The sequence below is a fragment of the Thalassotalea sp. PLHSN55 genome, from assembly GCF_052030545.1.
Lineage (GTDB): Bacteria > Pseudomonadota > Gammaproteobacteria > Enterobacterales > Alteromonadaceae > CANMXU01.
The window spans coordinates 549,935-575,507 of record NZ_JBPDIH010000001.1 but is presented as its reverse complement, the minus strand read 5'-3'; the positions used below and the strand labels follow the sequence as shown (position 1 = coordinate 575,507).

Sequence of the window (25,573 nt, the reverse complement as noted above, 5' to 3'; positions counted from 1 at the left end):
ATTATTGTGAACATTGAATGTTGGCAGTTTTTGCTTGCGCCGGCGTGTATTGCACATTGGCTAAGCGTAATTTAACGCTGTCTTTAGCTGAAATAATAAAAGGCGCGCTACTGCGTTCAAACTCAACCCCTGCATTAGCAAAGCACAGCAAATCAATCGACACTTTTTGCCAGCTATGCAGCGGGAACTTTTTCAACTGCTCACTAATATCAATAGCGCCACACTTTTTCGCGCCACAGCCCATATTAATTAACACAGGACCCTTTGGTTTTTGTTCGGTGCGAATATCAAAGGTCAGCGCGCTTTGGTTAGCTAAGTAGCCCGATAAATCTTCCCGATACCAAGACGAGCTAATCACTAAATCAACCGCTTGATTGCCATGCCAGGTAAACTCTTTAGCATCCCCTTGAATTTGATGATCGGCTTCAATCATCGTAAAGCCCTTAGTGGTAACCATTGGCGTGTGCACATCTAAGGTTTCCTGATTTGTCCGTACTTGATAATGCCAACTTTCATGGGTGCGCCCTTTCATCACCACATACGGGCTGTTATTACTTTGTGCAAAGGTAAAATCGTTTTCTTGGCTTAATTGACCAAGATTAACCTTATCTTGATAGGTTAAGCCAAAGCCGTATGCAAATAAGGGATCGTAATTACTGTCGCCACGATTTAATACCACTTGTGACGCATATTTAGGCCAAGAAAAGGATAACTTGCCGGTAAAGTCGTATTGAACGTCGCCTTGTTTATTGGTGAAAATAACATCGCTAACGCCAACACCTTCACTGCCGGGCAGCCACGCGGCAACAAACGCATCTGAAGCGTTAATCACGCGATTCATCCACAGCGGTCGACCTGATAAAAACAGCGCCACGACAGGAATATTTTGCGATTTGAGTGATTCAAGTAATTTGGCGTCACGTTGTGAGTGCTGCTGATAAGCAATCGATTTAATATCGCCTATCCATTCTGCGTAAGGGTTTTCACCAAAAACAACAATTGCAACGTCGGGCTTTTCCGTAAAACTACCATTTGGGCTTAATTGGGTTTTACCGCCAGCACTTTCAACCGCGCTTTTAATACCATCGTAAATTGAGCTGCCACCGGGGAAGTCTGATTTTTTATTGCCCTCACCTGTCCAGTTAATAGTCCAGCCACCGGTTTGTTTACTCATATTATCGGCGCCATCTCCGGCCACTAATATGTTGGCGTTAGGTGATAACGGCAGCAAGTTATTGTTGTTTTTCAACAGCACTAATGATTCACGCACCGCTTGTCTGGCAATGGCTTTGTGTTTTGGCGCACCTAAATATTGAGATTGATTGGCGTATTTACGTGTTGATGGCAGTCCTTTATCAAATAAACCTGAGCGCATTTTTACGCGTAAAATGCGGCGAACGGCATCGTCAATGCGCGCCATAGACACTTCACCACTTTCCACTTGTGCAATGGTATTGGTTATAAATGCTTGCCAGTCTTCAACGACCATAAACATATCAAGCCCGGCATTGATCGCTTGCGCGCAACTGTCATTGCGACAACCTTTAACTTTGCCGTGTGAATTCCAATCACCAACGATAAAACCGTCAAAATTGAGTTTGCCTTTTAAAACATCATTCAATAAGTAGTGACTGCCGTGCAAACGATCGCCATGCCACATGTTATGTGACGCCATGATGCTTTGAATACCTGATTTAATTGCCGGAAAATAACCACTGGCGTGATGCGCAATCAAGTCTTTTTCACTATCAAGATTATCGCCTTGGTCGATACCTTTGTCGGTACCACCGTCACCAACCCAATGTTTTGCAGTGGCATAAATATGGTCATCATCTAAAAACTGTTTAGTGCCTGCTTTTCCTTGTAAACCTTCGATCATTTCTTTGGCATATAAGGCGACAATGTCAGGATCTTCAGAGTAACTTTCATAAGTGCGTCCCCACCTGTCGTCACGAGCAACAGCAAGTGTTGGTGCAAAGGTCCAATCAATACCGGCTAATAACACTTCTTTTGCAGTAGCCTCACCAATTTTATAAATAAGCTCGGGATTGCGCGCCGCACCTAAACCAATATTATGTGGAAAAATTGTCGCGCCAATAAATTTATTATTACCATGCACCGCGTCAATTCCGTAGGTGACTGGAATGGCTAAGCCACCGTCTGAGGTATCCATAGAGGCAAGATATAGCTCATCCATAAAGCTCACCCAATCGCTAACACTGGCATTTCTATCACCATGTAAAAATGTGCCGCCGCCATTTAATACCGAGCCTAAATGATATTTTTTAACATCTTTCGGTGTTACCCAAGTAATTTCTGCCTGCACCATTTGCCCGACTTTTTGCGCCAGCGACATTTTTGCCATTAACGTATCCAGCTTTTTTTCAAGCACTGGATCAACAGCAATCGCTGCAGGAATTTCAGGCCACAAGTCGATATCGGTTTTTATCGACTCTGCACTTACCTGAGTCGACAGTGCGATAGCACCTATTACATTGAACAATTTATTGATTTTTTTCATTTATACTCTGCTCTACGTTTAACTTGTGTGTTACTTTATGAAAATAATGAAAAAAATTCGTTCAAGTACCGACGAATTACGTACAACTTTTGTTAAATACGCAAATTTGAACGGCAAAAAAACGTATGCGCATTGATTAACTTTAAGACTCAAGTACTCTAAAGCTAGCGTAAATAATAATTAAAATATCGATCTCCAAGGTTGTTGTGCAGTGAAAGAAGTTTTATTTAATACCCATGACGTAGCACTTATTCTGACAATGTTTATCTGCATTTTTTTTGCTATTTTTTTAATGCTGATAAAAAAAGGCAAAAAGCTCAGTAACTTTTTACTGGCGGCGTTTTTACTTACCCAAGCAGCAATACCACTTGATAACCTCATTAATTTTGGCGAAGCATTTAAACAAGTTGCCTTAGGTATTTCCCCTAAACTTTTTTATAGCTTTGGCTTAGCGTTTTGGATTGAAGCCCCTTTATTACTGCTTTATGTACGTTCACTGATCTATAAAGATTTTAAGCTGTCGAAAAAAGACATCTGGTATTTTGTGCCTTTTATTTTGTATGCGACACACTTTACCAATGACTGGATTTTACTCGACTACCATATTCAAATGGCGGCGCTACAAGGTGACGGTATTGCCAGTGCCAACGTTTTTGATCGATTAATTCATACCACCCGAGAAATACTGCGTTTTGGCTTTGGTGTATTGTGCTTAATTGAACTGCATAAATATCAAAAACATATTAAAAACGAAGTAGCCGAACTAGAAAGTGTCGATTTAACCTGGTTAAAAGTACTCGTTGTTGGCTTTTTGGTTATTCGTATTAATGCCATTTTTGTCGCGCTAGCCATTATTTTTTCCTATGAAATTGGCGTAACTGTTGACCACGAAACCCTTGGCTTAACCTCCAATTATGCGGTACTACTGCTAGTAACGGGGCTGATATTTTTTAGTGCTGGGCATTCAACCATATTTAAAGGTATCGACCGTAAGCTACAACCTGAAAAAGATAAAAGCGAAGACAGTTACGACCCAGAAGAAATTCGCACGATTGAAGCCTATATGGAGCAAAACAAACCTTACTTAAACCATTTATTAACCTTAGAGAATTTGGCTAATCAACTGTCGTTGTCGCCTCGGTATTTATCGACCTTGATCAACCGACATTTTGAAAAAAACTTTTTTGAATTTATTAATTTTTATCGTATTGAAGAAAGTAAAAAGTTACTTATTTCTGTCAGCAATAAAAAAACGACGATGTTAGATATTATGGACCGCGCTGGCTTTAATTCTAAAGCGACCTTTAATACGTTTTTCAAAAAACTAGTCGGTGATACGCCAACACAATATCGAAAAAACTATTGGCAAAACCAAAAAGAGAATGAGCAAAGCCCTGAGCAAAGAGAACAAACGTCATAACGCTCTAGGTGCTTATCAATAAAGCAATCAAGCAATAAAAAACCGCCAACAACATTATGTGTTATTGGCGGTTTTTAGTTTGAGCTAAAACCTTAAATCTAAAACTTATACCTTAAGACGATAACAGTTGCTCAATATAGCTTTGGTGATCAGGCATTACCTCAGCCGAGCGTTTAATCACATTTTCAATATTGTCTAACCGTCGTTTAGTTTCATCCGCGCTGAGTCTATCCACTAAAGGGTGATAACCATTAGGGCGAATGCCTTGTCCATTTAATACCGCCAACCATGACGTTTCATTAAACAGTTCGTTGTTTTGTCGAAATATACGCCCATTTTCACGGTACATCGCCAGTTTTTCTTGCAAACTTGCCGGTATTGGCATGTTTTTACAGTAGCGCCAGAATTCGCTATCTTCACGCTCAGTCACTTTATAATGCAAAATAATAAAGTCACGGATCCGTAAAAACTCTTCTTCCGTTTGCTGATTAAACATATCAATATCACATTGGTTAAACGCTTTGGTTGGAAACAAGGTCATTAATTTTGCAATAGCCGACTGAATAAGATGTAAACCTGTTGACTCGAGTGGTTCAACAAAGCCTGCAGACAAGCCGATGGCAATACAGTTTTTATTCCAGCTTTTTTTACGCATGCCCGTTACCCAGCGCAATTTATTCACCTTTGCTAGCGGCTCAGACTCAAGCTGAGAAAGCAGTAGATCTTCTGCGCGGTTATCATCAATAAACTCACTGGCATAGACATAACCGTTACCGACACGACTTTGCAGCGGAATACGCCAACGCCAACCAACCGATTGCGCAATAGATTGTGTATAAGGTTTAAGTGTTTGTGTTTCGCTACAAGGTACTGCGATGGCGCGATTACATGGCAAATAATGGCTCCAATCATCAAAGCCGGTTTTTAAGGTTTGTTCAATCAATAAACCTTTAAAACCCGAGCAGTCGATAAATAAGTCGCCTTGAATTCGCTGACCACCTTCTAAAAGTAATTCTTGAATATGACCATTATCGGCACGCAAACCAACATCAACCACTTTGCCATTTATCTTTTCAACACCACGCTTAATCGCATAGTCAGCAAGAAATTTGGCGTACAAGGTTGCATCAAAATGATAAGCGTAATTAATGCCCGCAAGCGGAGAATTAGCTTGGTTTTGTGGGTGCATAAACTTGTTATGCTTTGCAGCGACTGCCGCTAATGAATAGTGTTCTAGTTCGCTAACTTTGCCTTGTTGCGCCATTTTCAACCAAAAATGGTGAAATGGTAACGCCTCCATATTGGTGCCATAACTACCAAACGGATGAAAGTAACTGTGGCCTTGGTTGCGCCAGTTATCAAATGAAATACCTAACTTAAAGGTCGCTTGGGTCGCTTTAAGAAACTCGTTTTCATCAATTTCTAAAATACGGTTAAAAAGCTGAACTTGCGGAATGGTGGCTTCACCCACTGAAACGGTATTTATCTGATCCGACTCGATTAAGGTGACTTGACATTGGTCGGTACCTAGCACTTTCGAAAGTGTTGCCGCAGTCATCCAGCCTGCCGAACCACCACCAACAATTACAATCGATTTAATTAACGCCGAGTTGTCTTCATGCATCATTTATTACCTTATTAAACGCACAACGCCAACTGATGTTGGCGTTGTTAATAATGTCTTGTTAGAAACTGCCCTTAAGCACTAGGCTATAACGGCGGTCGCTGACAAACCACGATCTTGCGGCTTGATTACCCACTTCATCAATTTGCATTGATGTTCGTGTGACCTCGTCGGTTAAGTTAGTACCTTGTAAACCAATTTTCAGGTTTTCAGTCAGATCATAAAATACTGAACCGTCGAGTTGTCCACCTGCCTCGTTATAGATAGGTAGTTGAGTAATAACATCTTTTGTTGTTAAAAGATACTCAGAACGCCAGTTATAAGCCAAGCGCGCCATAATGCCATTTTTCTCATACATCGCGACTAGGTTTAAGTTATCTTTTGATAAACCTTCAAGCGGTAAATTCTCAAACGCGACCTCTTCACCTTCTTCAGAGTTTGGCTTATCAGGCGATAATTGTGAGTTAGGTGAACCTTCTTCATCGATATAGGTATAGTTAAACTGCACGCCAAAGCCATTCCAGATGCCAGGTAAGAAGTCGAAAAATTGCTGATACGCTAATTCAAAACCTTGTACCTTACCTTTTTCACCATTGGTTGCGCCGTCAACTTGTACCACTTGTGATACGCCATTATTGGTAAAGACGCGGTCAACAGAACCATTAATAAAGTAATTGCTTAAGTCTTTGTAAAATAATGACGTCGTTAATGAACCAACCCCTTCATTAAAGTACCACTCTAACGCTAAATCATAGTTATATGATTCCATCGGTTTTAAATAAGGGTTACCCGATTTAGCGGTATAGCGTGAAAACCTTGCCCCAGTAATCGTGCGGTCGTCACCCTCGCCTTCGTAGTCAATCATCATATCGTTTGCTTGAATTTCTACGTAGTTACGCAAGTTACCCAATTCAGGCAAGGCAATCGCTTCTGAAAAACCAAAACGTAATAATAGCTCGTCGGTTAAATCAAGTTTGATGTTAAAACTTGGTAAGACATTCGAGTAATCGCTTTCCCCTACTTGCTCATATGAGCCTGCATCACCAAATAATTGCTGATCTTGGGGTAAATAATTCTCAGGATCAGACGGGTCGCTGGCATCACCTATGGTATCTGGGAAAGTGACAAAACCTGTGGTTTCATTTTCTATTTTGACATAACGCAAACCAATATTACCACTGTAGTCCATGTCACCAATAGTGCCTTCGAAATTCGCTTTAATAAACGCCGCGTTGCTTGTTTCTATGGTTTCATTAACTTCGTTTGGTACAAAGTGACCATGCTGATCTGAACGACTTGCTAAATTGTTCCAGCCTGGGCTTAACGATGAAAATGTAGAAACGGCATTAGCGTAATCAGCGACAATTTCATGGGTTGGAAATAAAAACGCACTTTCGCCAGCAGTATTTAATACGCCGCCACGAGCAAAATCATCAAAATTTACTTTTTCATAATGCTCGCTCATGCTTGCACCTAGCTCGTCGCCACTTGCGTCAAACCAAGCGTTACCATTACCGGCCCATGCTTCAGATAACCAGCCCCAGTTGTACGTTGACTGGCGTGTTGTTTGCTCACGTTTTGCGTGACGAACACCCACTTTAATGGAGGTAATTAGCCCATCATCAAAGGTATATTGGCTATCAGCGGCAGCGGCAAATTCCTCGCCTTCGTTATCTGAAATATGATCCATCGCGCTACGCCAAAAGTAGTTATGCGGATTGGTAAAATAATCAGCATCGCCGGTATTTTCAGGCGTATAACTTGGGTCGTACAGAGAAATATTTGGCAGTGAGTTACCGTTTTGATTAATGCCTACCACTGCACGTGTTGCGCCCATCACTGAAAAATCTAATACTTCAGAAGTCGAGTCTACATATTGCACGTCGGCGCTAAATGCCCACGAATCGTTAGGACGGTATTTAAGGTTAAAACTATAGTCGTTTACTTCAGCTTCTTGACTACGTGAGCGCGTTACCATGGCATGTTGCGCACCAAATTCGCCGCCCGGTTGACGCTCAGCGTCATTACCACGCCAGCCGGCATTCGAGGTAATTAAACCTGACTCAAACAAACCTTGATCGGTAATATCAAACTCAGTACCTGAAACAGGAATAAGATCGTTAATTACCGCATCATCAGCCATTTCAATCGCGTTTTCGGTCCAAGCTAATGACGAATCTGAGCGAATAAATTCTGCCGTTGCCACTAAGGTATCATCAGCGCTTTCCCACTGCAGACTACCGGCAATACCTTCACGTTTACGGTCATCTTTCTTTTGCGTTAAACGGGTTGTACGCGGCACCATGACCGCTTGATCGTTAATTAAATTGTTTTGTAATTCATATCGACCAATTTGCGTACCGTCTGACTGCGCTTTTAGATCTGAGTTAGAATAATTAAGCAATAGCCCTAAACGTGAGCCGTTAATATCAAAAATATCACTGTATAAACCTGAAAATGAAGGTGTCGTTTCTTCAGCAAGGTCGCTGTATGTACCATCAACAGTAAACGCAAATACGCGCCCTTCCGCATCAAACGGTTTACGCGTCACTAAGTTAACCGTGCCGGCAATGCCGCCTTCTATCATATCGGCTGATTGGTTTTTATAAACTTCTACCGCGCCCATTAATTCTGGTGGTACATCTTGAAAGCTTAAGCCACGACCCGAATCAGCAGTAAAAGTATCACGGCCATTAAATTCACTTCGAGTATGCGTTAAGCCACGAACGACGACACCACTACCTTCAACGCCATAGTGATCAGGATCGTTTGCGCCAGCAAAACGTTCGATTGAAACACCAGGTAAACGCACAATAGCTTCTAATACACTTCTATCTGGCAGTGAGCCAATATCTTTAGCAGAAATTGCATCAAGTACGGTTTCACCTTCACGCTTTAGGTTTTGTGCATTAATTAAATTTGAGCGTGTGCCACGTACTTCAATGACTTCTACATCGCCAGCTTCACTGTCTTTTATATTTTCTTCTGCTGCATGAAGATAATTAGGCACAGATAACGCCATAATCGTCGACGCTAACAGGCTTAATTTAAATTGAGGTTTATTATTCGTTTTATTCACCGTCATTATTTGTCCCCTTGGTACGTAGTTGCAAGCGGTGTTTTTATATATTTGGGTTGCTTGACTACATGGTTATTGTTGTTTGCTTTTTTCCTCAATCCTATCTTCTTGCAGACGGTCAATTTAATCGTCCTAGTATCGGTTAAAACAGTAACTTGAACGTTCAAACTTTAATTTTAACGTTTCAAACCTTAACAAGTAACACGTTAAACTATTAATAAATAAATAAAAAATTAAATATATAAAGGAAAACTAATAACGTTTAAATAGTCGTTTAAAAGTAAGCACAGTTCACTTGTTTGAACGTTTATTCAGTAAAATTTTGCTTGATGTCTACAGTGACGTTGCGATATTTGCGCTTATTGAACTTGCCAATTTTATGCTTTATTTTTATCAGCTGTTCTGTCAAATAATTGTCTGAATTTCATCAAAAACACAGGTTTAAATTTCGTCAATTACCGATAATTGAACGTTCAAATGTCGGTGTTGGTAATCAATTAGACGATAGCTTTTGTGTGCGGTGATAACTTGAAGCTTTTCCACCTATTAAGAAAGCGAATCCGATGAAAATAAGCGCTATTAACATAAAAAACAAACGCTCACTATTAAGCTTAACTGTGGCAACAGCATTGTTATCTTCTGGCTGTAGTGTAGACGTTGAAGAGCAAGGCAGTACTATTCAAAGCAGTACTAAGCAAGTCAGTACTAAGCAAGCAGCACATTCTGCAAAACTGCCAGCATTTAAAGATGAAAGCCTGCCGATTGAGCAACGTGTTGCCCATTTAATCAAGCAGATGACGTTGGAAGAAAAAGTCTCGCAACTTTTTGATAAAGCACCTGAGATAAAACGCTTAGGTGTTGATAAATATTATTGGTGGAATGAAGCTTTGCATGGCGTTGCACGTGCAGGCTCGGCAACCGTTTTTCCACAAGCCATTGGTTTAGCGGCCACTTTTGATGAAGCGCTAATATTAAAGGTCGGCACGGCAATATCAGATGAAGGCAGAGCCAAGCACCACGCATTTTTAACCGAAGGCAACCGTTCTATGTATACCGGGCTCACTTATTGGTCGCCTAATATCAATATTTTTAGAGATCCACGCTGGGGACGAGGCCAAGAAACCTACGGCGAAGACCCACTGCTTACCACACGCATTGCCACCAATTTCATTCATGGTTTACAAGGCGATGACGACAAATACTTAAAATCGGTAGCAACCTTAAAACATTACGCCGTACATAGCGGCCCTGAGGTTTCTCGCCATAGCGACGATTATACTGCGTCAGCAAAAGATCTGGCTGAAACCTATTTACCGGCATTTAAAGATACCATTGCCGCCACCAATGTAGCTTCAATAATGTGCGCTTATAATAGCGTAAATGGCGAACCCGCCTGTGGTAATAGTGAATTGATGGATACCAAGCTTCGCGGCGAATTTAACTTTAACGGTTATATCGTTTCTGACTGCGGCGCAATTGCTGATTTTTATGATAAAAACTCACACCACATTGTTAAAAATGAAGTAGAAGCTGCGGCAAAAGCGTTAAAAACCGGCACAGATTTAAACTGTGGTGATCATCATGGCAATACCTTTAGTTATTTAGTGCAAGCGGTTGAACAAGGCTTAGTGAGTGAAAACGACGTTGATTTAGCATTAACACGTTTGCTGTCAGCACGTTTTAAATTAGGTATGTTTGACTCCCCCGAAAATGTACCTTTTGCTCACTTAGGTCTTGACACCGTTGGCACTAAAGCCCATTTAGCATTAACCCAAGAAGCTGCGGAAAAATCGTTAGTCTTACTTAAAAACGATAATTTATTGCCGTTATCTGGTAAAGAAAAAGTCGCCTTAATTGGTCCTAACGCAGACAATTTAGCAGTACTTGTCGGTAATTATCATGGCACACCTGTTAACCCTATTACTGTTAAACAAGCCTTGGCAGAAAAACTTGGCGACAAGCTTGTTGGCTATCAAGTGGGTAGTAGTTTAACTGGCGATGTTTATAGCCATTATCAAAGCATTTCAGCTGATAACTTTTTCCATACAGATCACCAAGGAAATATTCAACCAGGATTAATTACTGAATACTTTGCAGATGCCCATTTTGGCAACCAACCTAGCTTTCGCCAAATTGAAAAAAACATTGATAAACATTGGTTACGCTCACCGATTGATGGCAGCGTTGAGCAAGAGTTTGCCATAAAATGGCGTGGCATATTAACGCCAGAACACAGTGGTAGTTACCGATTTAACAGCAAAAATGTTGAATTTACCCTTGACGGAAAAAGCGTACATGGTGCGATAACGTTAGAAGAAGGCAGACAATATCAGTTTAGCGCAGAGGCCAAACTGCACCATTATTGGCACAGCAATGTGATCGAGCCGCAAGTGCAACTTGCTTGGCTAAATGAAGCGCAAGATATAAACGGGCAAGCATTAGCGGCGAGTAAAGATGCTGATGTAATTATTTTTGTAGGCGGCATCACAGCAAATCTTGAAGGTGAAGAAATGCCACTTGAACTGGATGGTTTTTCTCACGGTGATAGAACTCATATTCAGCTACCAAAATCGCAAGAGCGCTTACTTAAACAATTGGCGGCAACAGGCAAGCCGATCGTTTTTGTTAATATGAGCGGCAGCGCGATGGCGTTAAATTGGCAAGAGCAAAATGTCGAGGCGATTATTCAAGGTTTTTATCCAGGCGAAGCAACCGGCAGCGCTTTAGCTCGTCTACTTTATGGTGAAGCAAATCCTTCTGGTAAGTTACCGATCACTTTTTATCAATCGGTGGCAGACTTACCAGACTTTAAAGACTATTCAATGAATAATCGTACCTATAAGTATTATCAAGGCGATGTGCTGTATCCATTTGGATATGGTTTAAGTTATGCCGATGTTAACTACAGCCAAGGTGAACACAGCTTTAACAAAACTAACAATAACTTAACGCTAGCGGCGACATTAACCAATCACAGTAAATTTGCCAGTGAAGAAGTGGTACAAGTGTATTTAACCTTAGTTGATACACCGATTACCACGCCGCAAAAACAACTTATCGATTTTAAACGTGTCCAGGTTGCCGCCAATGGCAGTGCTCAGGTGTCATTTACCATTGACCGCGAGCTATTAAGTTACATCGATGAACAAGGTCAACGCCAACAACATCAAGGTAAAGCTATTTTGACGCTTGGCGCAGGACAAGGTATAAAAATACCGCAGCATCAAGTCGTTACCTTTGATGTTAATGTGCCATAAACCACACCATGGTTTTTAATAACAATAAGAACTATCCATTACATGGAGTAAAACATGAAAGACTTAGTTGTCGATAATGACAATATTCAAGAGCGTCCTCCCCTTGAGCAAATAGGTAATGAAAATTTAGTATTAATCGTGCTGATCGCCTGCGTTGCTACTATAGGTGGTTTTTTATTTGGCTTTGACAGCGGCGTTATTAACGGCACCGTTGACGGCATTCAAAATGCGTTTAATTCTAACAGTATGGGCACAGGTTTTAATGTGGCTAGCATGTTGTTAGGTTGCGCGGTAGGTGCTTTTGCAGCAGGAAAATCGGCGGATATTTATGGTCGAAAAACGTTATTAATAATGTGCGCAGTATTATTTATTATTAGCGCTTGGGGCTCTGGAATTGCAACCAGCTCGACTGAGTTTGTCGTTTATCGACTTATTGGCGGTATTGCCGTTGGTGCCGCGTCTGTACTGGCACCCGCCTACATTAGCGAAATAGCACCTGCTCGCTTAAGAGGTCTACTAACATCAATTCAACAAGTAGCGATAATTTTAGGGCTATTTTGTTCGTTCTTAAGCAACTATTTATTAGCCAAATACGCCGGTTCATCAACCACAGAGCTATGGTTAGGGTTTTCTGCGTGGCGCTGGATGTTTTGGGTCGAGTTATTACCGGCTTGTTTATTTTTTATTACCTTATTATTTATCCCTGAAAGCCCACGTTTTCATGCGATAAAAAACAATAAAACCAAAGGCATTGCCGTGCTAAGTCGTTTGTTTGGCAGCAATACGGCACAAGCTTCTTGGCAACAAATACGTAATAGTTTAGATCAAAGCCATCAGCCAAAATTTAGCGATGTTTTTTATCACAACACCTTTAAATTCAAACCAATTATTTGGGTGGGTATTGGTTTAGCCACATTGCAGCAGTTAGTTGGCATTAATGTCGTCTTTTATTATGGCGCGGTGCTTTGGCAAGCCGTTGGTTTTTCAGAGTCGGATGCGTTACTCATTAATGTTATTAGCGGCGCGGTCAGTATTTTGGCCTGTTTTACCACCTTATTTTTAATTGATAAAGTCGGGCGAAAACCCTTTTTATTGATAGGCTCTCTTGGTATGAGTTTATCGCTGATGGGGTTAGTGTACGCTTTTGCGAATGGCACTATCGATACGAACGGACAATTGCAACTGGGCGAATATGGTTTTATGGCCTTAGTGCAAGCCAATATTTATGTGTTCTTTTTTAATTTGTCTTGGGGACCGGTAATGTGGGTGATGTTGGGTGAAATGTTTCCCAATCAAATTCGTGGCTCGGGGCTGGCAATTGCTGGGCTCGCGCAGTGGCTAGCCAATTTTGCAATTACCATGAGTTTTCCAATTATGCTGGCGGGTATTGGTTTAGCGATCACCTACTCGTTTTATGCGCTATGTGCCTTGTTATCGATTATCTTTATTTTAAAAGTTGTGCAAGAAACTAAAGGTAAGTCGTTAGAGCAAATGCAAGAAAGTTAGCGAAAATAGTTAATTCTGAAACGGTTAACGCTTGTGCCATGATTACTTATTCATGGTACAAGCGTTTTTCACCTGCCTAATAACCGTTCGGGTTTTTAGACTGCCAACGCCAAGTATCAACCATCATATCTTGTAAAGTTTTTACTGGTGTCCACTGCAACTGGCTGCGCGCTTTATCGCTATCGGCCCAAAATGCCGGTAAATCACCACTTCGACGTGGTGCTATTTCAAAGGCAATTTTTTGCTCAGAGTATTGTTCAAAACCACGTACAATGTCCAGTACTGACAAGGGGTCACCCGTGCCTAAATTAAACGCTTCACAACAACCCTCTTGCTGATTGAATAGCCAATTTAGCGCATCAACATGACCTTGTGCCAAATCACTAACGTGAATATAGTCGCGCAGGCACGTACCGTCTTTAGTTGGATAATCATCGCCAAATATGGCTAATTTTTCCCGTTTTCCAACCGCAACTTGCGCGACAAATGGCATAAGATTATTAGGGATGCCATTTGGATCTTCGCCAATATCGCCACTGATATCTGCGCCGATCGGGTTGAAATATCGTAAGTTAGTGATTTTAAACCGCTGATCACTTGCCGCCACATCCATTAATATTTGCTCAACCATGGCTTTGGTTTTGCCATAAGGGCTTGTCGGATTTCCCAATGGCTGGGTTTCAATATAAGGTGGCTGATTAGCTTCGCCATAAACGGTTGCCGACGAGCTAAAGACTAAGTGGTAACATTGATGCTGTTTCATCACTTCAACTAAGGTTAAAGTACCTTCGACATTGTTCTGATAATACGCCAGCGGCTTTTGCACCGACTCACCAACCGCTTTTAAACCAGCAAAATGTATTACTGCATCGACGCTTTCCTGTGCAAATACTTGGCTAAGCGCCGCTTTGTCACGAATATCAACTTCAGCAAATGTCAGTGATTTATTTGCTAACTTTTGTACACGAACAAGAGATTCATATGACGCATTAAATAAGTTATCAACCACAACAACCTGATGACCTTTATTTAACAGCGCTAACACTGTGTGACTGCCAATGTAGCCTGCACCACCTGTGACTAAAATTTTTGCCATTAACGTTTTCTCCTTTTAATGCGCAAATTAAGCTAAATAACAGCAACACCTTTAACCGGTTGGCTAATGTATACCGACTCTTTTAGCCCGGTTTCCGATTGGTAAGTATTTTCAACTTCACTAATAATCACGTCGACCAAATTATCTGGCACAAGGGCAACAATACAGCCACCAAAACCACCGCCCGTCATACGAACGCCACCTTTGTCGCCAAGCACTTTGGCAATGGTATCAACCATAAAGTCTATTTCAGGGCAGGTAATTTCAAATAACGTTTTCATTGACTGATGACTGCCGGCCATCAATTGGCTAATTTTGGTAATATCACTGGCATTAAATGCCTGCATTGCCGCTAGCGTGCGTTCATTTTCATACACTACATGTTCTGCGCGTTTAGCAACAAGCGCTGACAAGCCTTGCTTATCACGCTCAAAGGTTTCAATCGCAACATCACGTAAATGACTGACATTAAAATGCTTTGCAGCTGCTTCACATTGCTCGCGGCGAAGGTTGTATTCACTGTCTACCAAGCCACGCTTTACATTAGAATTGAACATTAAAATACGCATGCCATCAGGAATAGTCACTTCGGTTAAGTCAAGGCTTCGACAATCAATACCTAAGGCCATGTTATCTTTACCGCAAGCTGAGATCAGCTGATCCATAATGCCGCAAGCACAACCGACAAAGTTGTTTTCTGCCGCTTGGCTGATCAGCGCTATGTCTTGTTTGCTGATAGATAAATTGCACAGTTGGTCAAAAGCATAAGCAATACCAACTTCTAACGCCGCAGACGAACTAAGCCCTGCCCCTTGTGGTACATTGCCTGTAATGGCGATATTACAGCCACTCAGCACGTGACCTCTTTTTTGTAGCTCAACCACAACGCCGCGAACATAATTTGCCCATAATTTATTTTCAACAAAGCTGATTTCTTCATTTAAGCTAAATTGATCTTGCTGGCATTGGTAATCAAGTGATACCAAATGAACTTGCCCGTCATCTCGCGCAGAAACGGCGACTAAGGTGGCATAGTCGATAGCACATGGCATAACAAAACCGTCGTTATAATCCGTATGTTCACCAATAAGATTCACTCGGCCCGGTGCTTTTACAACAAAATCAGCTGCCGCAGAAAAGGTTTGTTCAAACCCTTGTTTTACTTTATTAACCAGTTCCATATCGTTCTCTACTTTTTGCTCTTAGCTACATTGTCGGCTTGGTTTTTAGCTTGGTTTTCTACTAGGTAATGTATCGTTGATAAATCCGCTAAACGCTGAGCCGCTTGCTCGGCGGTTAAATCGCGCTGAGCTTCTGCCATCATTTCATATCCGACCATAAATTTTTTCACCGTTGCAGATCGTAATAATGGCGGAAAAAAATGTGCATGTAATTGCCATTCATCATGTTCTTGCCCATCGTAAGGCGCGCCATGCCAGCCCATCGAATATGGAAATGAACATTGGAACAAGTTGTCGTATTTAGCAGTGATTTTGCGCAATATGTCCGCTAAAGACACCTTTTGCTCGGCGCTAAGTTCAGTCATGCGTTTCACTGAAAATTTAGGTAACAGCAAGGTTTCAAATGGCCAAGCCGCCCAAAATGGTACACAGACTAACCAGTCATCGTTTTCAACAACAACACGCGTTTGTTCTTGTTGTTCACGCGCAACATAATCAAGCAACATGTTGCTTTGATGGTTTTGTTGATATTCACTAAAGCTACGTTGTTTCTTTTCAACCAAACTCGGCAATTGATTTTGTGCCCAAATTTGCCCATGCGGGTGCGGGTTTGAACAGCCCATTACCGCGCCTTTATTTTCAAACACCTGTAACCATTGATACTTTTCACTTAGTTGTGCACATTCGCGTTGCCAAGTATTCACTACATCGGTGACTTCATTTAATGACAGTTCAGGCAGGGATTTACCGTGATCAGGTGAAAAACAAATCACCCGACTTTCACCTTGCTCAGCTGACAATTTAAACAAGGGATCGTTTTGCTCAAATTCTGGCGTGGTATCATTTAACGCCGCAAAGTCGTTAGTAAATACAAAAGTGCCGCTATAGTCAGGGTTAACTTCACCGTTAATACGAGTATTGCCTTTACATAGGTAACAGCTTTCATCGTAAGCAAGTTTTTCACTGGTATCGCTTGTTTCTTGTTGCCCTTGCCATGGTCGTTTAGCGCGGTGTGGCGAGACTAAAACCCACTCTTGAATTAAGGGGTTAAAACGACGATGAGGATGTTCAGTTGGGTCAAAATCAACCATAATATTCTCTCAAACACTAATCGTTAAATGTTAACAATTACTTTATAAAAAATGAAAAGGCGAATCTTTTCGCCCTTTAATTACAATACTGTTATCTAGCGCTTTACTAAGCAGTATTTTGAAATGTTCCTAAGTCCAACACCTGTTTTCTTGGTGTGAATCGACAGATGTAATTCCAATTCCAGCTGGCATCATATTTGTGACATAAACCCCAACCAATTCCCGGTTCTGGTAACTCTTTACCTTCTGGATCACGGAATAAACCTATCGCTTCTGGTCCGCCTTTAATATGAGCTTTAATTTCAAAGTTAATACCATCTGGCGCAAATTGAATGGTATTTTTTTCAGGGCCATCGGTAGTTAACATCGAAGCAATTCCGCCCTGATAATTCCAAACGACCACTTCGTGGCCACTATTAGAAATAGGGTTGTATTCCGATTTGATATACGGGCCTTCAACACTGTCAGCAATTGCGACGCCATGTTTTATTTCCCTGCCACCAAAGTTCATGCTCTCGCCCATAGTTTCACCTTTATAATAAAGATAAAATTTGTCATTAAAGACCAATAAACAAGGATCGTGTACTTTGTGGCTATCGAAACTGCCTTTGCTAAGCACATGGAAACGGTTATCTTCATCTCCGCGCCACTGTCCATCTTTTGATGGGCTTAGAATCGGCTCCGCACTTTTTTGCCAAGGGCCAAACGGGCTATCAGCAATTGCCAGTGCAATTTGCTCATATTGACGGTTGGTATACGGATATTGCACTGACTGATAAACCAAGTAGTATTTGCCATTGTGCGCTAATACTTCTGGCGTAAATACCGCTCTATCGTCATAAGCACCAGCTTCGCCACGACTAATGGCAACCCCCTGCTCTTGCCAATATTCGCCGTCGGTTGAGGTTGCGTGCCAAACTTCGGTTAAATCCCAAGGAAAGACTTTCTCGTCAGGGCTTGCTGCGCCAAAACCGACTGTTTCACCTTCCCCTTTGGTATACCAAACATGATAAACATTATCGACTTGAATAACAGAAGATGGATCTCGGCGAATAACGCCTTCTTCAAACGCGAAGTCACCTTTTAGTTCATGGACATCAAACTCGGTTAACCATCGGGCATCATTTTCATCATAGCCACGTTCAATGGCACGTTTGCTTGCCAAACTTAATTTTTTATTTGTCATTTTTACCTCAACATTGCTTATTCAACAGCGCTAAATTCAACAGCCGCTTGCTGATAAATAGGTTTTGCTAAAATAGCACCCTTGTGTTGTACAACTTTGCCGGCAATAAAGCAGGCTTTTTTAATGGATAACTCGATTGAATCACCTGATAACCGAGCAGCTAAATAAGTACCGGCAAACGAATCACCCGCAGCCGTACTGTCAACTTGCACCGGCGCAGGCTCAAAGGGTTGATGATGCTGTAACTGGCCATTTTTATAGCCATAAACGCCATTTTCACCACACTTTATCACCACTTCACAGTCGCCAAAACTGCAACAATAATCAAGAATGTCTTGCTGAGTTTTATGTCCTAATAATTGCTCGTGCTCTTCAATGCCCGGCATAATAATATCACTGACTTGATAAGCTGCCGCTAACCACTGTATCGCATGCGCACTATTGTTCCACATTTTAGGTCGGTAATTGGGATCAAAAGCAATTTTACAGCCGTTTTGTTTGAGCTTTGCCATTAACTCAATCAGTTTGCTTTTATCTTGATCCGTTAATATGGATAAAGAAATACCGCTAAAAAACACCAAATCTGCGTCGGCATTGAGTTGTGCAAGTTCATCAACCGATTTATAAGTCATCATCTGGCTAGCGGCAGAGCCTGCACGCCAGTAACTAAAACTGCGCTCACCTAAACTATCGGTAGAAATTGCATATAAACCAATTGTCGCTTGGTTGGTGATCAGCGTACTCGAGTTATCGATACCTTCTTGTGCCCAACGCGTTAACATTTCTTGGCTAGGAATATCGTCACCAACGGCGGTTAACATACTGGTGGTTAATGTTTGATTAAGCCGTTTTGCATATACCAAAGCATTATAGGTATCGCCGGCAAAGCCTTTAGCAAACATATCCTTGCTTGACGGTGTTAATTCCATCATACATTCGCCTACCGCTAAAAATTTACCTGTCATTATAAAAACTTACCTTATCGAGATTGTTTTTACTTCATTTTAAATTAGCGCTTAATTTAACAAACAAACAACATAGCGCTTTGTAATTAATTTTAATCATGTTAACTTATATCGATGGAATTGTTAACAATTAAATATATACATTTAAGAGCGGTTCACTATATAACAAATAAAAAGCAACGGTTAAAGTCACTTGGCTTGGTGTTAAGCATACCCATAGTTAGCCGTTATAAAGTAAACTTTGACGTATGTTGAGGGAAGGAGAAAAAATGAAAAAAATAAATAAACTGCTAATACTTTCAAGTGTTGCCTTAGCACTTGGTTGTCAATCAGAGTCAACGCCACCTAACATTGACCTACAAACTCAACAAGTGGTTAACCAAGCAAATAAAACCTTGGTTAATATTGCCAACTTTAATGACAGCAGCGATAACGTCAAGCTTTCATACGTCGATGCGCAAGGTGAAGTTAACAATGGTCAACTCAATGTCGTCTTTAATAACCAAGAAAGCACGTATGCTAGCTTAACCATTGAGCCAAAAACACATTGGGATTGGAGCCAGTTTTCTGATTTTAACTTAGCATTCGATATTGCCAATCATGGTCAGCGTTCTACGCAAATTTACTTAGACATTACCGATGGTAACGGCGACAACTATACCCGTTCAGTGAGTATTCCTACCGGTGGTTTTAATACCTATTACGCTAAAATGAAAGGACACGACTTAGCAACGCCAAAAGGTGAAGACGGCGTTGAGCTTAACTTTACCTCGGGTTTACGTTCAAACCCTGATACTTGGCAAAGTAACGAGGTGCAATTTATTTCATTATGGGGTAAGAAAAACCTCGACCTTTCCTCAATTAAACGCATCAATATTAGTGTGCAAAGCGCTTTATTTGATAAAGAAATTCAGCTTAAAAATGTTCGTTTAAGAGCAAACCCTAAAATGGATAAGCAGTTTTTAACAAATATTGTTGATAAATACGGACAAAACGCAAAACAAGACTTTGTTGGCAAAGCTCACAGCGATGAGCAAATTCAGCAAGAAAAACGCGCTGAAGCTAAGCTTTTTGCCAGCCAAACTATTGCAGATCGTTCTAAATTTAGTGGTTGGGCATCTGGGCCTAAATTTAAAGCCACCGGCTATTTTCGTACGGAAAAAACTAATGGCAAATGGTCGTTAATTGACCCTGAAGGTTATATTTATTTTGCCTCAGGCATTGCCAATATTCGCTTATCAAATACATCAACCATGACAGGTTATGACTTTCCTAAATCTGCAATTGAACAGCAAAGCGATAACGATGTAACTCCTGAAGATTCACAAGGGTTAAACCGCGCACCAAATTCAGCTGTTCCACAACGCTTTAACGCCTCTTCTGTTCGCAGTGATATGTTTACGTGGTTACCTGAATATAAAGAAACCTTAGGCAAACACTATGGGTATCGTCGCAGCGCACATTCAGGGCCGCTTAAAAAAGGTGAAACCTTTAGCTTTTATTCCGCTAACTTAGAGCGTAAATATAGCAACGACAATCCAGATTTTATGCAACAGTGGCAAGATGTTACCCTTAAGCGCATGAAAAACTGGGGCTTTACATCACTAGGCAATTGGGCCGATCCTGAATTTTATGACAATACTCAAGTACCTTATTTTGCCAACGGTTGGATCCGCGGTAATTATAAAACCGTATCAAGCGGTAATGATTTTTGGGCGCCAATGCCTGATGTGTTTGACCCTGTTTTTGCTGAGCGTGCTGATCATAGCGCCAAAGTTGTCGCACAAGAGGTTAACAATAGTCCTTGGTGCGTGGGGGTGTTTATTGATAACGAGAAAAGCTTTGGTCGCCCTGAAACGAAAGAGTCACAATATGGCATCGTATTACATACATTGCAGCGCGATGGCAAAACCGTACCAACTAAAGCTGAATTTACTCGTTTAATGAAAATTAAATACGGCAACATTAGTAAACTTAATAAGGCTTGGGATAAAAACATTGCCAGTTGGGCTGCATTTGATAAAGGCTTTGATTCTCGCTTTAACACCGAGCAACAAGTGAGCGACTATTCAGAGCTATTAACCGCTTATGCTGACAAATATTTTGAAATCGTTGACCAAGCCGTAGCAAAGCATTTACCGAATCATATGTATATGGGCGCACGTTTCCCTGACTGGGGCATGCCGTTGGAAGTGGTAAAAGCGTCAGCTAAATATGTGGATGTGGTTAGCTACAACGCGTACAAAGAAGGTTTACATAAGAAAAAATGGGGCTTTCTTGAAGAAATAGATATGCCAGCCATTATTGGTGAATACCATGTTGGCGCTAAAGACAGTGGCTTATTCCATCCTGGGTTAATTCATGCATCTGACCAGCAAGATCGCGCAAATATGTTTGAAGACTACATGAACTCAGTAATTGATAATCCCTACTTTGTTGGTGCACATTGGTTTCAATATATCGACTCACCTATAACAGGTCGAGCGTATGATGGCGAAAACTATAATGTTGGCTTTGTCTCAGTTACCGACCTGCCGTATCAACCACTTATCGAGTCGTCGCGTAAAATTAACAGCAGCTTATATCAGCGTCGTTATCAATCAAAATAGGTAATCTTTCGCTAGAGTAAGGCATTGCGTTTAACGGCAATATTGTTAACAATATTTGTCGTTAAATGCACATAATTCTCATTTTGATAAAGCATTTAGACAAAATTCGTCTACACCCCATTAAAATTGTCTAAACCCAGGTAAGATTCCCTGTATTTTGTAGACAATATTCTAATTGCAATCTAGCTTAAACAGGTTATCATAGTTGTAACATATTCATTTAAGGAGTCATTATGGTTGGCGCTAGAAAAAAAATCCTTACCATAAAAGATCAAATTGCTAACGAGTTACGCTCTGATATTATTTCAGGTGAATTAGCACCGGAAACAAAATTAAAAGAGCAAGAATTAGCAGCGCGTTTTGGTTTATCTCGCGGCCCTATTCGTGATGTGATATTACAACTAACCAAAGAAGGGTTGTTAGTATCGAAGAATAACTGCGGGGCCTCTGTTAATAGCGTATTAGACCCTAAAATGCAGAAGTTAATGATTAACTTACGTCGAAATATTGAAGCCTTTGCTATTGAGCAACTCAAAGGTAAGTTAAGCGATAAAGACTTTGCAGACCTAGAAGCTATTCTTGATGATTTGCAAACCGCCTTTGAAGCGGAAGATTTTACCGAAGTAACCACGATTGATATATCATTTCATAACTACCTCATTCATAAAGCTGGCGGTGATGAATTAGTCAACATTTGGTACCCGTACGTTATGCGTATGCGTCTTAATTACAAACGAATTCAGTCAAGTGAAGCCTGTGTTGACGAGCACAGAGAAATTTTGAATGCCTTAAAAGATGACGATACTGCAAAAGCTATTAAAGCCGTAAAAGCAAATATTAAATAGCTTGTTAACACCCATAAAAAAACACGAGATTTACTCGTGTTTTTTTTATACTCAACTAAAATTGTAAACAATTTAATATCTACAATAAAATCAAGTTTGATTAAATTGAAGTCTATTCAATAAACGTATAATTACTGCACAATAAAAATAAATTACCACTGTTATCTTGGTGACACTAACAAGTCAGTTCCCTCGATTAGAATTAGACTATGAAGGTGTTGATAAAACTGCAAAAGAAAGGCTTGTGGGCAATATCGAGTACAGCTAAATTAAAGCGAGCAAAATAATGAAACGTAGAGAATTTGTAAAATTAGTTGGCGGCGCAATTGGCTGCTCAACCCTGTCGCCTTTATCGGTATTGGCGGCGAGCAAAAGGCAAAACCTAGTTGCCGTGAAACCGTTATTGCCTTTACCACAAGATCAAACCAGTCATTGGTTAGGTAAAGAATTCTGGGGTAATCGCCTGCAAGATTGGCGCATGCACAAAGGCGCACTTGAATGTTTGCAAGGTGACAAATCGTTTGAAATGCGCACGGTGTCATTATTAACACGTACACTTGTTCAAAATCATCAACCGGGCAGGATCCAAGCGACTTTTGAAAATATCACTCCTAAAAAGTCGGGTTATTGCGGCTTTCTTTTAGGTATTGGACAAGGCCAACTTGATTATCGCGGCGCAGCCCTAGCGCAGCGAGCTGGTGGTAAATACGGCGGTTTTATGGCGGTAATGAACGAGCAAGGTGAGTTAAGTTTTCGTGACTTTTCAAATCAAGATCAGCCGCTAGCATTCGAATCACTTACCACCAAAAAACAGCCTATTAGCCAAAAAGTATTATCAACACCAATTTTATTGGATTGTCATTTTGATCCAACCACCAATAACCGCTTTGACATTCGCTTGTTTGCCTACCATGGAGAAACCGGCAAACAACTTGGTTTTGCCTTAAGAACAGGTGTTAACGCTGATGAATTAATCGGTGGCATTTCACTAATTTCTAGCCCGAACACCGGTGAAAGTGGCGCTAAATGGCGTATTAAAGATGTGGCAACAGGTGGTGAAAAAATTAGCGTACAGCCAACACACCAACTTGGCCCGGTAATGGGTTGCATGCATTCAGTCAACCAAACCTCGCTTAAAATGACCGCTCAATTTATGCCGGTTGATTTAGCACACTATTCAAGTGCTACGTTATCAGTTAAAGCACCAGGCAGTGAGCAATGGCAAGTCATGCAAACCAGTGATATTGAAGAAGGTTATGTCGCGTTATTTAGCATCAACAATTGGCAGTCAGCTAAAAGCCTTGAGTACCGTATATCTTCAAATAATCAGCCTAACGAAAGCTTGTACACCGGCATCATTAAAGCAGACCCTGGCACAAGTAAGCCACTTAATATCGCTCTTTATTCGTGCATTATCCCAACATCTAAATCCCTAGATGATATCAATTTTAAAAAGTTTATTCCTCAAGAGCGAATTTTATCCCGTTATGGTAAAGATAACATTCTCTTCCCGCACAATGAATTAGTCAAAAACTGCGATACACACCAGCCAGATTTATATGTATTTTGTGGTGATCAATACTACGAAACTTACCCAACTCGCTATGGTCGTGAAGGTAAATACGCGCAAATTGACACCTTGTATCGTTGGTATTTATGGTACTGGACCTTCAAAGAGTCGGTACGAAATACCCCTGCCATTGTGCTGGCTGATGACCACGACGTTTTACAAGGTAATTTATGGGGTGCCGCCGGCAAAAACTCAGAAAAACCAAAAGAAGAAGATGGTGGTTTTAAATGGGACAAAAAGTTAGTGCGTATGGTGTACCGCATTCAGCATGGTCATAACCCAGAGCCATACGACCCAACCCCGATCAAATTTGGTATTCCTGTTGCTTATGCAGAGTTTATTTATGGTGGAGTAAGTTTTGCCTTAGTAGAAGATAGAAAGTTTAAAACCCCACCAAATTATAAAACACCGCCAACTGAAACTCGTGGCGAATTATTAGGGAAACGCCAAGAAGCATTTTTAGCTAATTGGGCACAAACGAATACCCATTTACCAAAAATTTGTTTAACCGCATCCATTTGGGGTGGACCTCAAACAACAGAAAATTTTTCTGCGTTACGCGATTACGACTCTAATGGCTATCCGCCAGATGGTAGAACAAGAGCGGTAAACTTAGTATCGACTGCCAATGCCCTTGTATTAGCTGGCGATCAACACTTGGGTATGGTCACTCAACAAGGCATAGATGATTATGACGACGGCACTGTATTTTTTGCCGGTCCAGCGGCGGCGGCCTTTTGGCAACGTTGGTTTGAAGGAAATAACCAACTAGAAAAACAATTTAAAGGCAATAAAAACTCTGGAAATTTCATTGACTCTTTTGGTAATAAAATGCGTGTACTAGCGGTAGCAAACCCTAAAGTTAGCCATCAAGAGTTTCATGATGGCAATACCAGTTGGGGTAAATTTTTAGCTGACAATCGCATTAAAACCGAAGGTTACGGCATTGTTAAAGTTGACCATCACCAGAAAAAGTATCGTCTTGAATGTTGGTCTTGGGATACCAATCCAGCAACAGGTCAACAATTTGAAGGCTGGCCTATCGATGTTTCTTTTAAAGGCAAACTAATACCATAACCGCTCATGATAATATAACGGCAATCGAATCGATAAACCCTAAAGCATTACGATTGATTGCCTCTTCTCGCTCAGCTTCGGTCAGTATGCCAACAAACGGCGTATTGCGCCGTAAGCGCCTCATTTTTGGTGTATCTTCTATCATCGCCTTGGTAAAGACACTCGGTTGGTCGATAAGTTCTAAGATACTGTACCAATTAATAAATTGTCCGTAACCGATTTTCCCTTGCTCGCGCTGCGCTTCTAATCGCCTTTTTATTTGTTCAACTAAAGCTAAATCGGCGAGTAATTTCTCAGCAATAGCTTGATGAATGGCGATAATTTGCCGATCAATATTCTCATCTTTAATCGATGTTTTCTTAATAGAATAACGGCGACTTTTTTGCTGCCGATGTTGTGAGCCACGTTGTCGATGATACATTAGAGCGTGTTGACCTTTGGTGTATGTTTTTGCAGCGAATTATTTACCATTTATACAAGGCAGAGCGATTGTCGTGTAGTTATTCTACATAAATGAGTGATAAAGACTTTATGCTCCTGCAAAGT

Annotated in this window: 15 protein-coding genes; 6 read left to right on the top strand and 9 right to left on the bottom strand. The window is 41.0% G+C overall.

Annotated elements, in window-relative coordinates:
• Window position 1: 1 nt before the first annotated feature.
• Complete coding sequence (locus ACRRSQ_RS02595) at window positions 2–2,521, bottom strand: glycoside hydrolase family 3 N-terminal domain-containing protein (protein ID WP_440874129.1); 2,520 nt, start codon at window positions 2,519–2,521, stop codon at window positions 2–4.
• Window positions 2,522–2,732: 211 nt separating this feature from the next.
• Between ACRRSQ_RS02595 and ACRRSQ_RS02590 the strand changes: the two genes are divergently transcribed.
• The gene (locus tag ACRRSQ_RS02590; protein ID WP_440874128.1) at window positions 2,733–3,941 is read left to right on the top strand and encodes a helix-turn-helix domain-containing protein; all 1,209 of its coding nucleotides are present in this window, start codon (window positions 2,733–2,735) and stop codon (window positions 3,939–3,941) included.
• A gap of 112 nt (window positions 3,942–4,053) precedes the next feature.
• Here ACRRSQ_RS02590 and ACRRSQ_RS02585 read toward each other — a convergent pair whose 3' ends face one another.
• Window positions 4,054–5,565: a tryptophan halogenase family protein gene (locus tag ACRRSQ_RS02585; protein WP_440874255.1), complete on the bottom strand. Its 1,512-nt coding sequence runs from the start codon at window positions 5,563–5,565 to the stop codon at window positions 4,054–4,056.
• A 61-nt stretch (window positions 5,566–5,626) separates the two neighbouring features.
• Entirely contained in the window at window positions 5,627–8,650 is a 3,024-nt protein-coding gene (locus tag ACRRSQ_RS02580; protein ID WP_440874127.1) for a TonB-dependent receptor, read from the bottom strand.
• Window positions 8,651–9,207: 557 nt separating this feature from the next.
• Between ACRRSQ_RS02580 and ACRRSQ_RS02575 the strand changes: the two genes are divergently transcribed.
• Window positions 9,208–11,901, top strand: coding sequence for a glycoside hydrolase family 3 C-terminal domain-containing protein (locus ACRRSQ_RS02575; RefSeq protein ID WP_440874126.1), 2,694 nt, complete (start codon window positions 9,208–9,210; stop codon window positions 11,899–11,901).
• A gap of 54 nt (window positions 11,902–11,955) precedes the next feature.
• Window positions 11,956–13,407 (top strand): sugar porter family MFS transporter, encoded by a 1,452-nt coding sequence (locus ACRRSQ_RS02570; RefSeq protein WP_440874125.1) that lies wholly within the window; start codon window positions 11,956–11,958, stop codon window positions 13,405–13,407.
• 76 nt (window positions 13,408–13,483) lie between these two features.
• Here ACRRSQ_RS02570 and galE read toward each other — a convergent pair whose 3' ends face one another.
• From galE to ACRRSQ_RS02545, 5 genes are all read right to left on the bottom strand, one after another.
• Window positions 13,484–14,503, bottom strand: coding sequence for a UDP-glucose 4-epimerase GalE (gene galE, locus ACRRSQ_RS02565; RefSeq protein ID WP_440874124.1), 1,020 nt, complete (start codon window positions 14,501–14,503; stop codon window positions 13,484–13,486).
• A 32-nt stretch (window positions 14,504–14,535) separates the two neighbouring features.
• Complete coding sequence (gene galK, locus ACRRSQ_RS02560; RefSeq protein WP_440874123.1) at window positions 14,536–15,684, bottom strand: galactokinase; 1,149 nt, start codon at window positions 15,682–15,684, stop codon at window positions 14,536–14,538.
• 8 nt (window positions 15,685–15,692) lie between these two features.
• Window positions 15,693–16,775 carry a UDP-glucose--hexose-1-phosphate uridylyltransferase gene (locus ACRRSQ_RS02555; RefSeq protein ID WP_440874122.1) on the bottom strand — a complete coding sequence of 361 codons (1,083 nt, stop codon included), beginning with the start codon at window positions 16,773–16,775 and terminating at the stop codon, window positions 15,693–15,695.
• 106 nt (window positions 16,776–16,881) lie between these two features.
• Window positions 16,882–17,961, bottom strand: coding sequence for a glycoside hydrolase family 117 protein (locus tag ACRRSQ_RS02550; protein WP_440874121.1), 1,080 nt, complete (start codon window positions 17,959–17,961; stop codon window positions 16,882–16,884).
• A 17-nt stretch (window positions 17,962–17,978) separates the two neighbouring features.
• Window positions 17,979–18,926, bottom strand: coding sequence for a sugar kinase (locus ACRRSQ_RS02545; protein WP_440874120.1), 948 nt, complete (start codon window positions 18,924–18,926; stop codon window positions 17,979–17,981).
• 269 nt (window positions 18,927–19,195) lie between these two features.
• Between ACRRSQ_RS02545 and ACRRSQ_RS02540 the strand changes: the two genes are divergently transcribed.
• The 3 genes from ACRRSQ_RS02540 (at window position 19,196) to ACRRSQ_RS02530 (ending at window position 25,027) form a co-directional block, all read left to right on the top strand.
• Window positions 19,196–21,535: an agarase gene (locus ACRRSQ_RS02540; protein WP_440874119.1), complete on the top strand. Its 2,340-nt coding sequence runs from the start codon at window positions 19,196–19,198 to the stop codon at window positions 21,533–21,535.
• Between the two features lie 233 nt (window positions 21,536–21,768).
• The gene (locus ACRRSQ_RS02535) at window positions 21,769–22,380 is read left to right on the top strand and encodes a GntR family transcriptional regulator (RefSeq protein ID WP_440874118.1); all 612 of its coding nucleotides are present in this window, start codon (window positions 21,769–21,771) and stop codon (window positions 22,378–22,380) included.
• Window positions 22,381–22,666: 286 nt separating this feature from the next.
• On the top strand, window positions 22,667–25,027 hold the full coding sequence (locus ACRRSQ_RS02530) for an alkaline phosphatase D family protein (protein ID WP_440874117.1): 2,361 nt from the start codon (window positions 22,667–22,669) through the stop codon (window positions 25,025–25,027).
• A gap of 4 nt (window positions 25,028–25,031) precedes the next feature.
• Here ACRRSQ_RS02530 and ACRRSQ_RS02525 read toward each other — a convergent pair whose 3' ends face one another.
• The gene (locus ACRRSQ_RS02525) at window positions 25,032–25,448 is read right to left on the bottom strand and encodes a hypothetical protein (protein WP_440874116.1); all 417 of its coding nucleotides are present in this window, start codon (window positions 25,446–25,448) and stop codon (window positions 25,032–25,034) included.
• Between the last annotated feature and the right edge of the window lie 125 nt (window positions 25,449–25,573).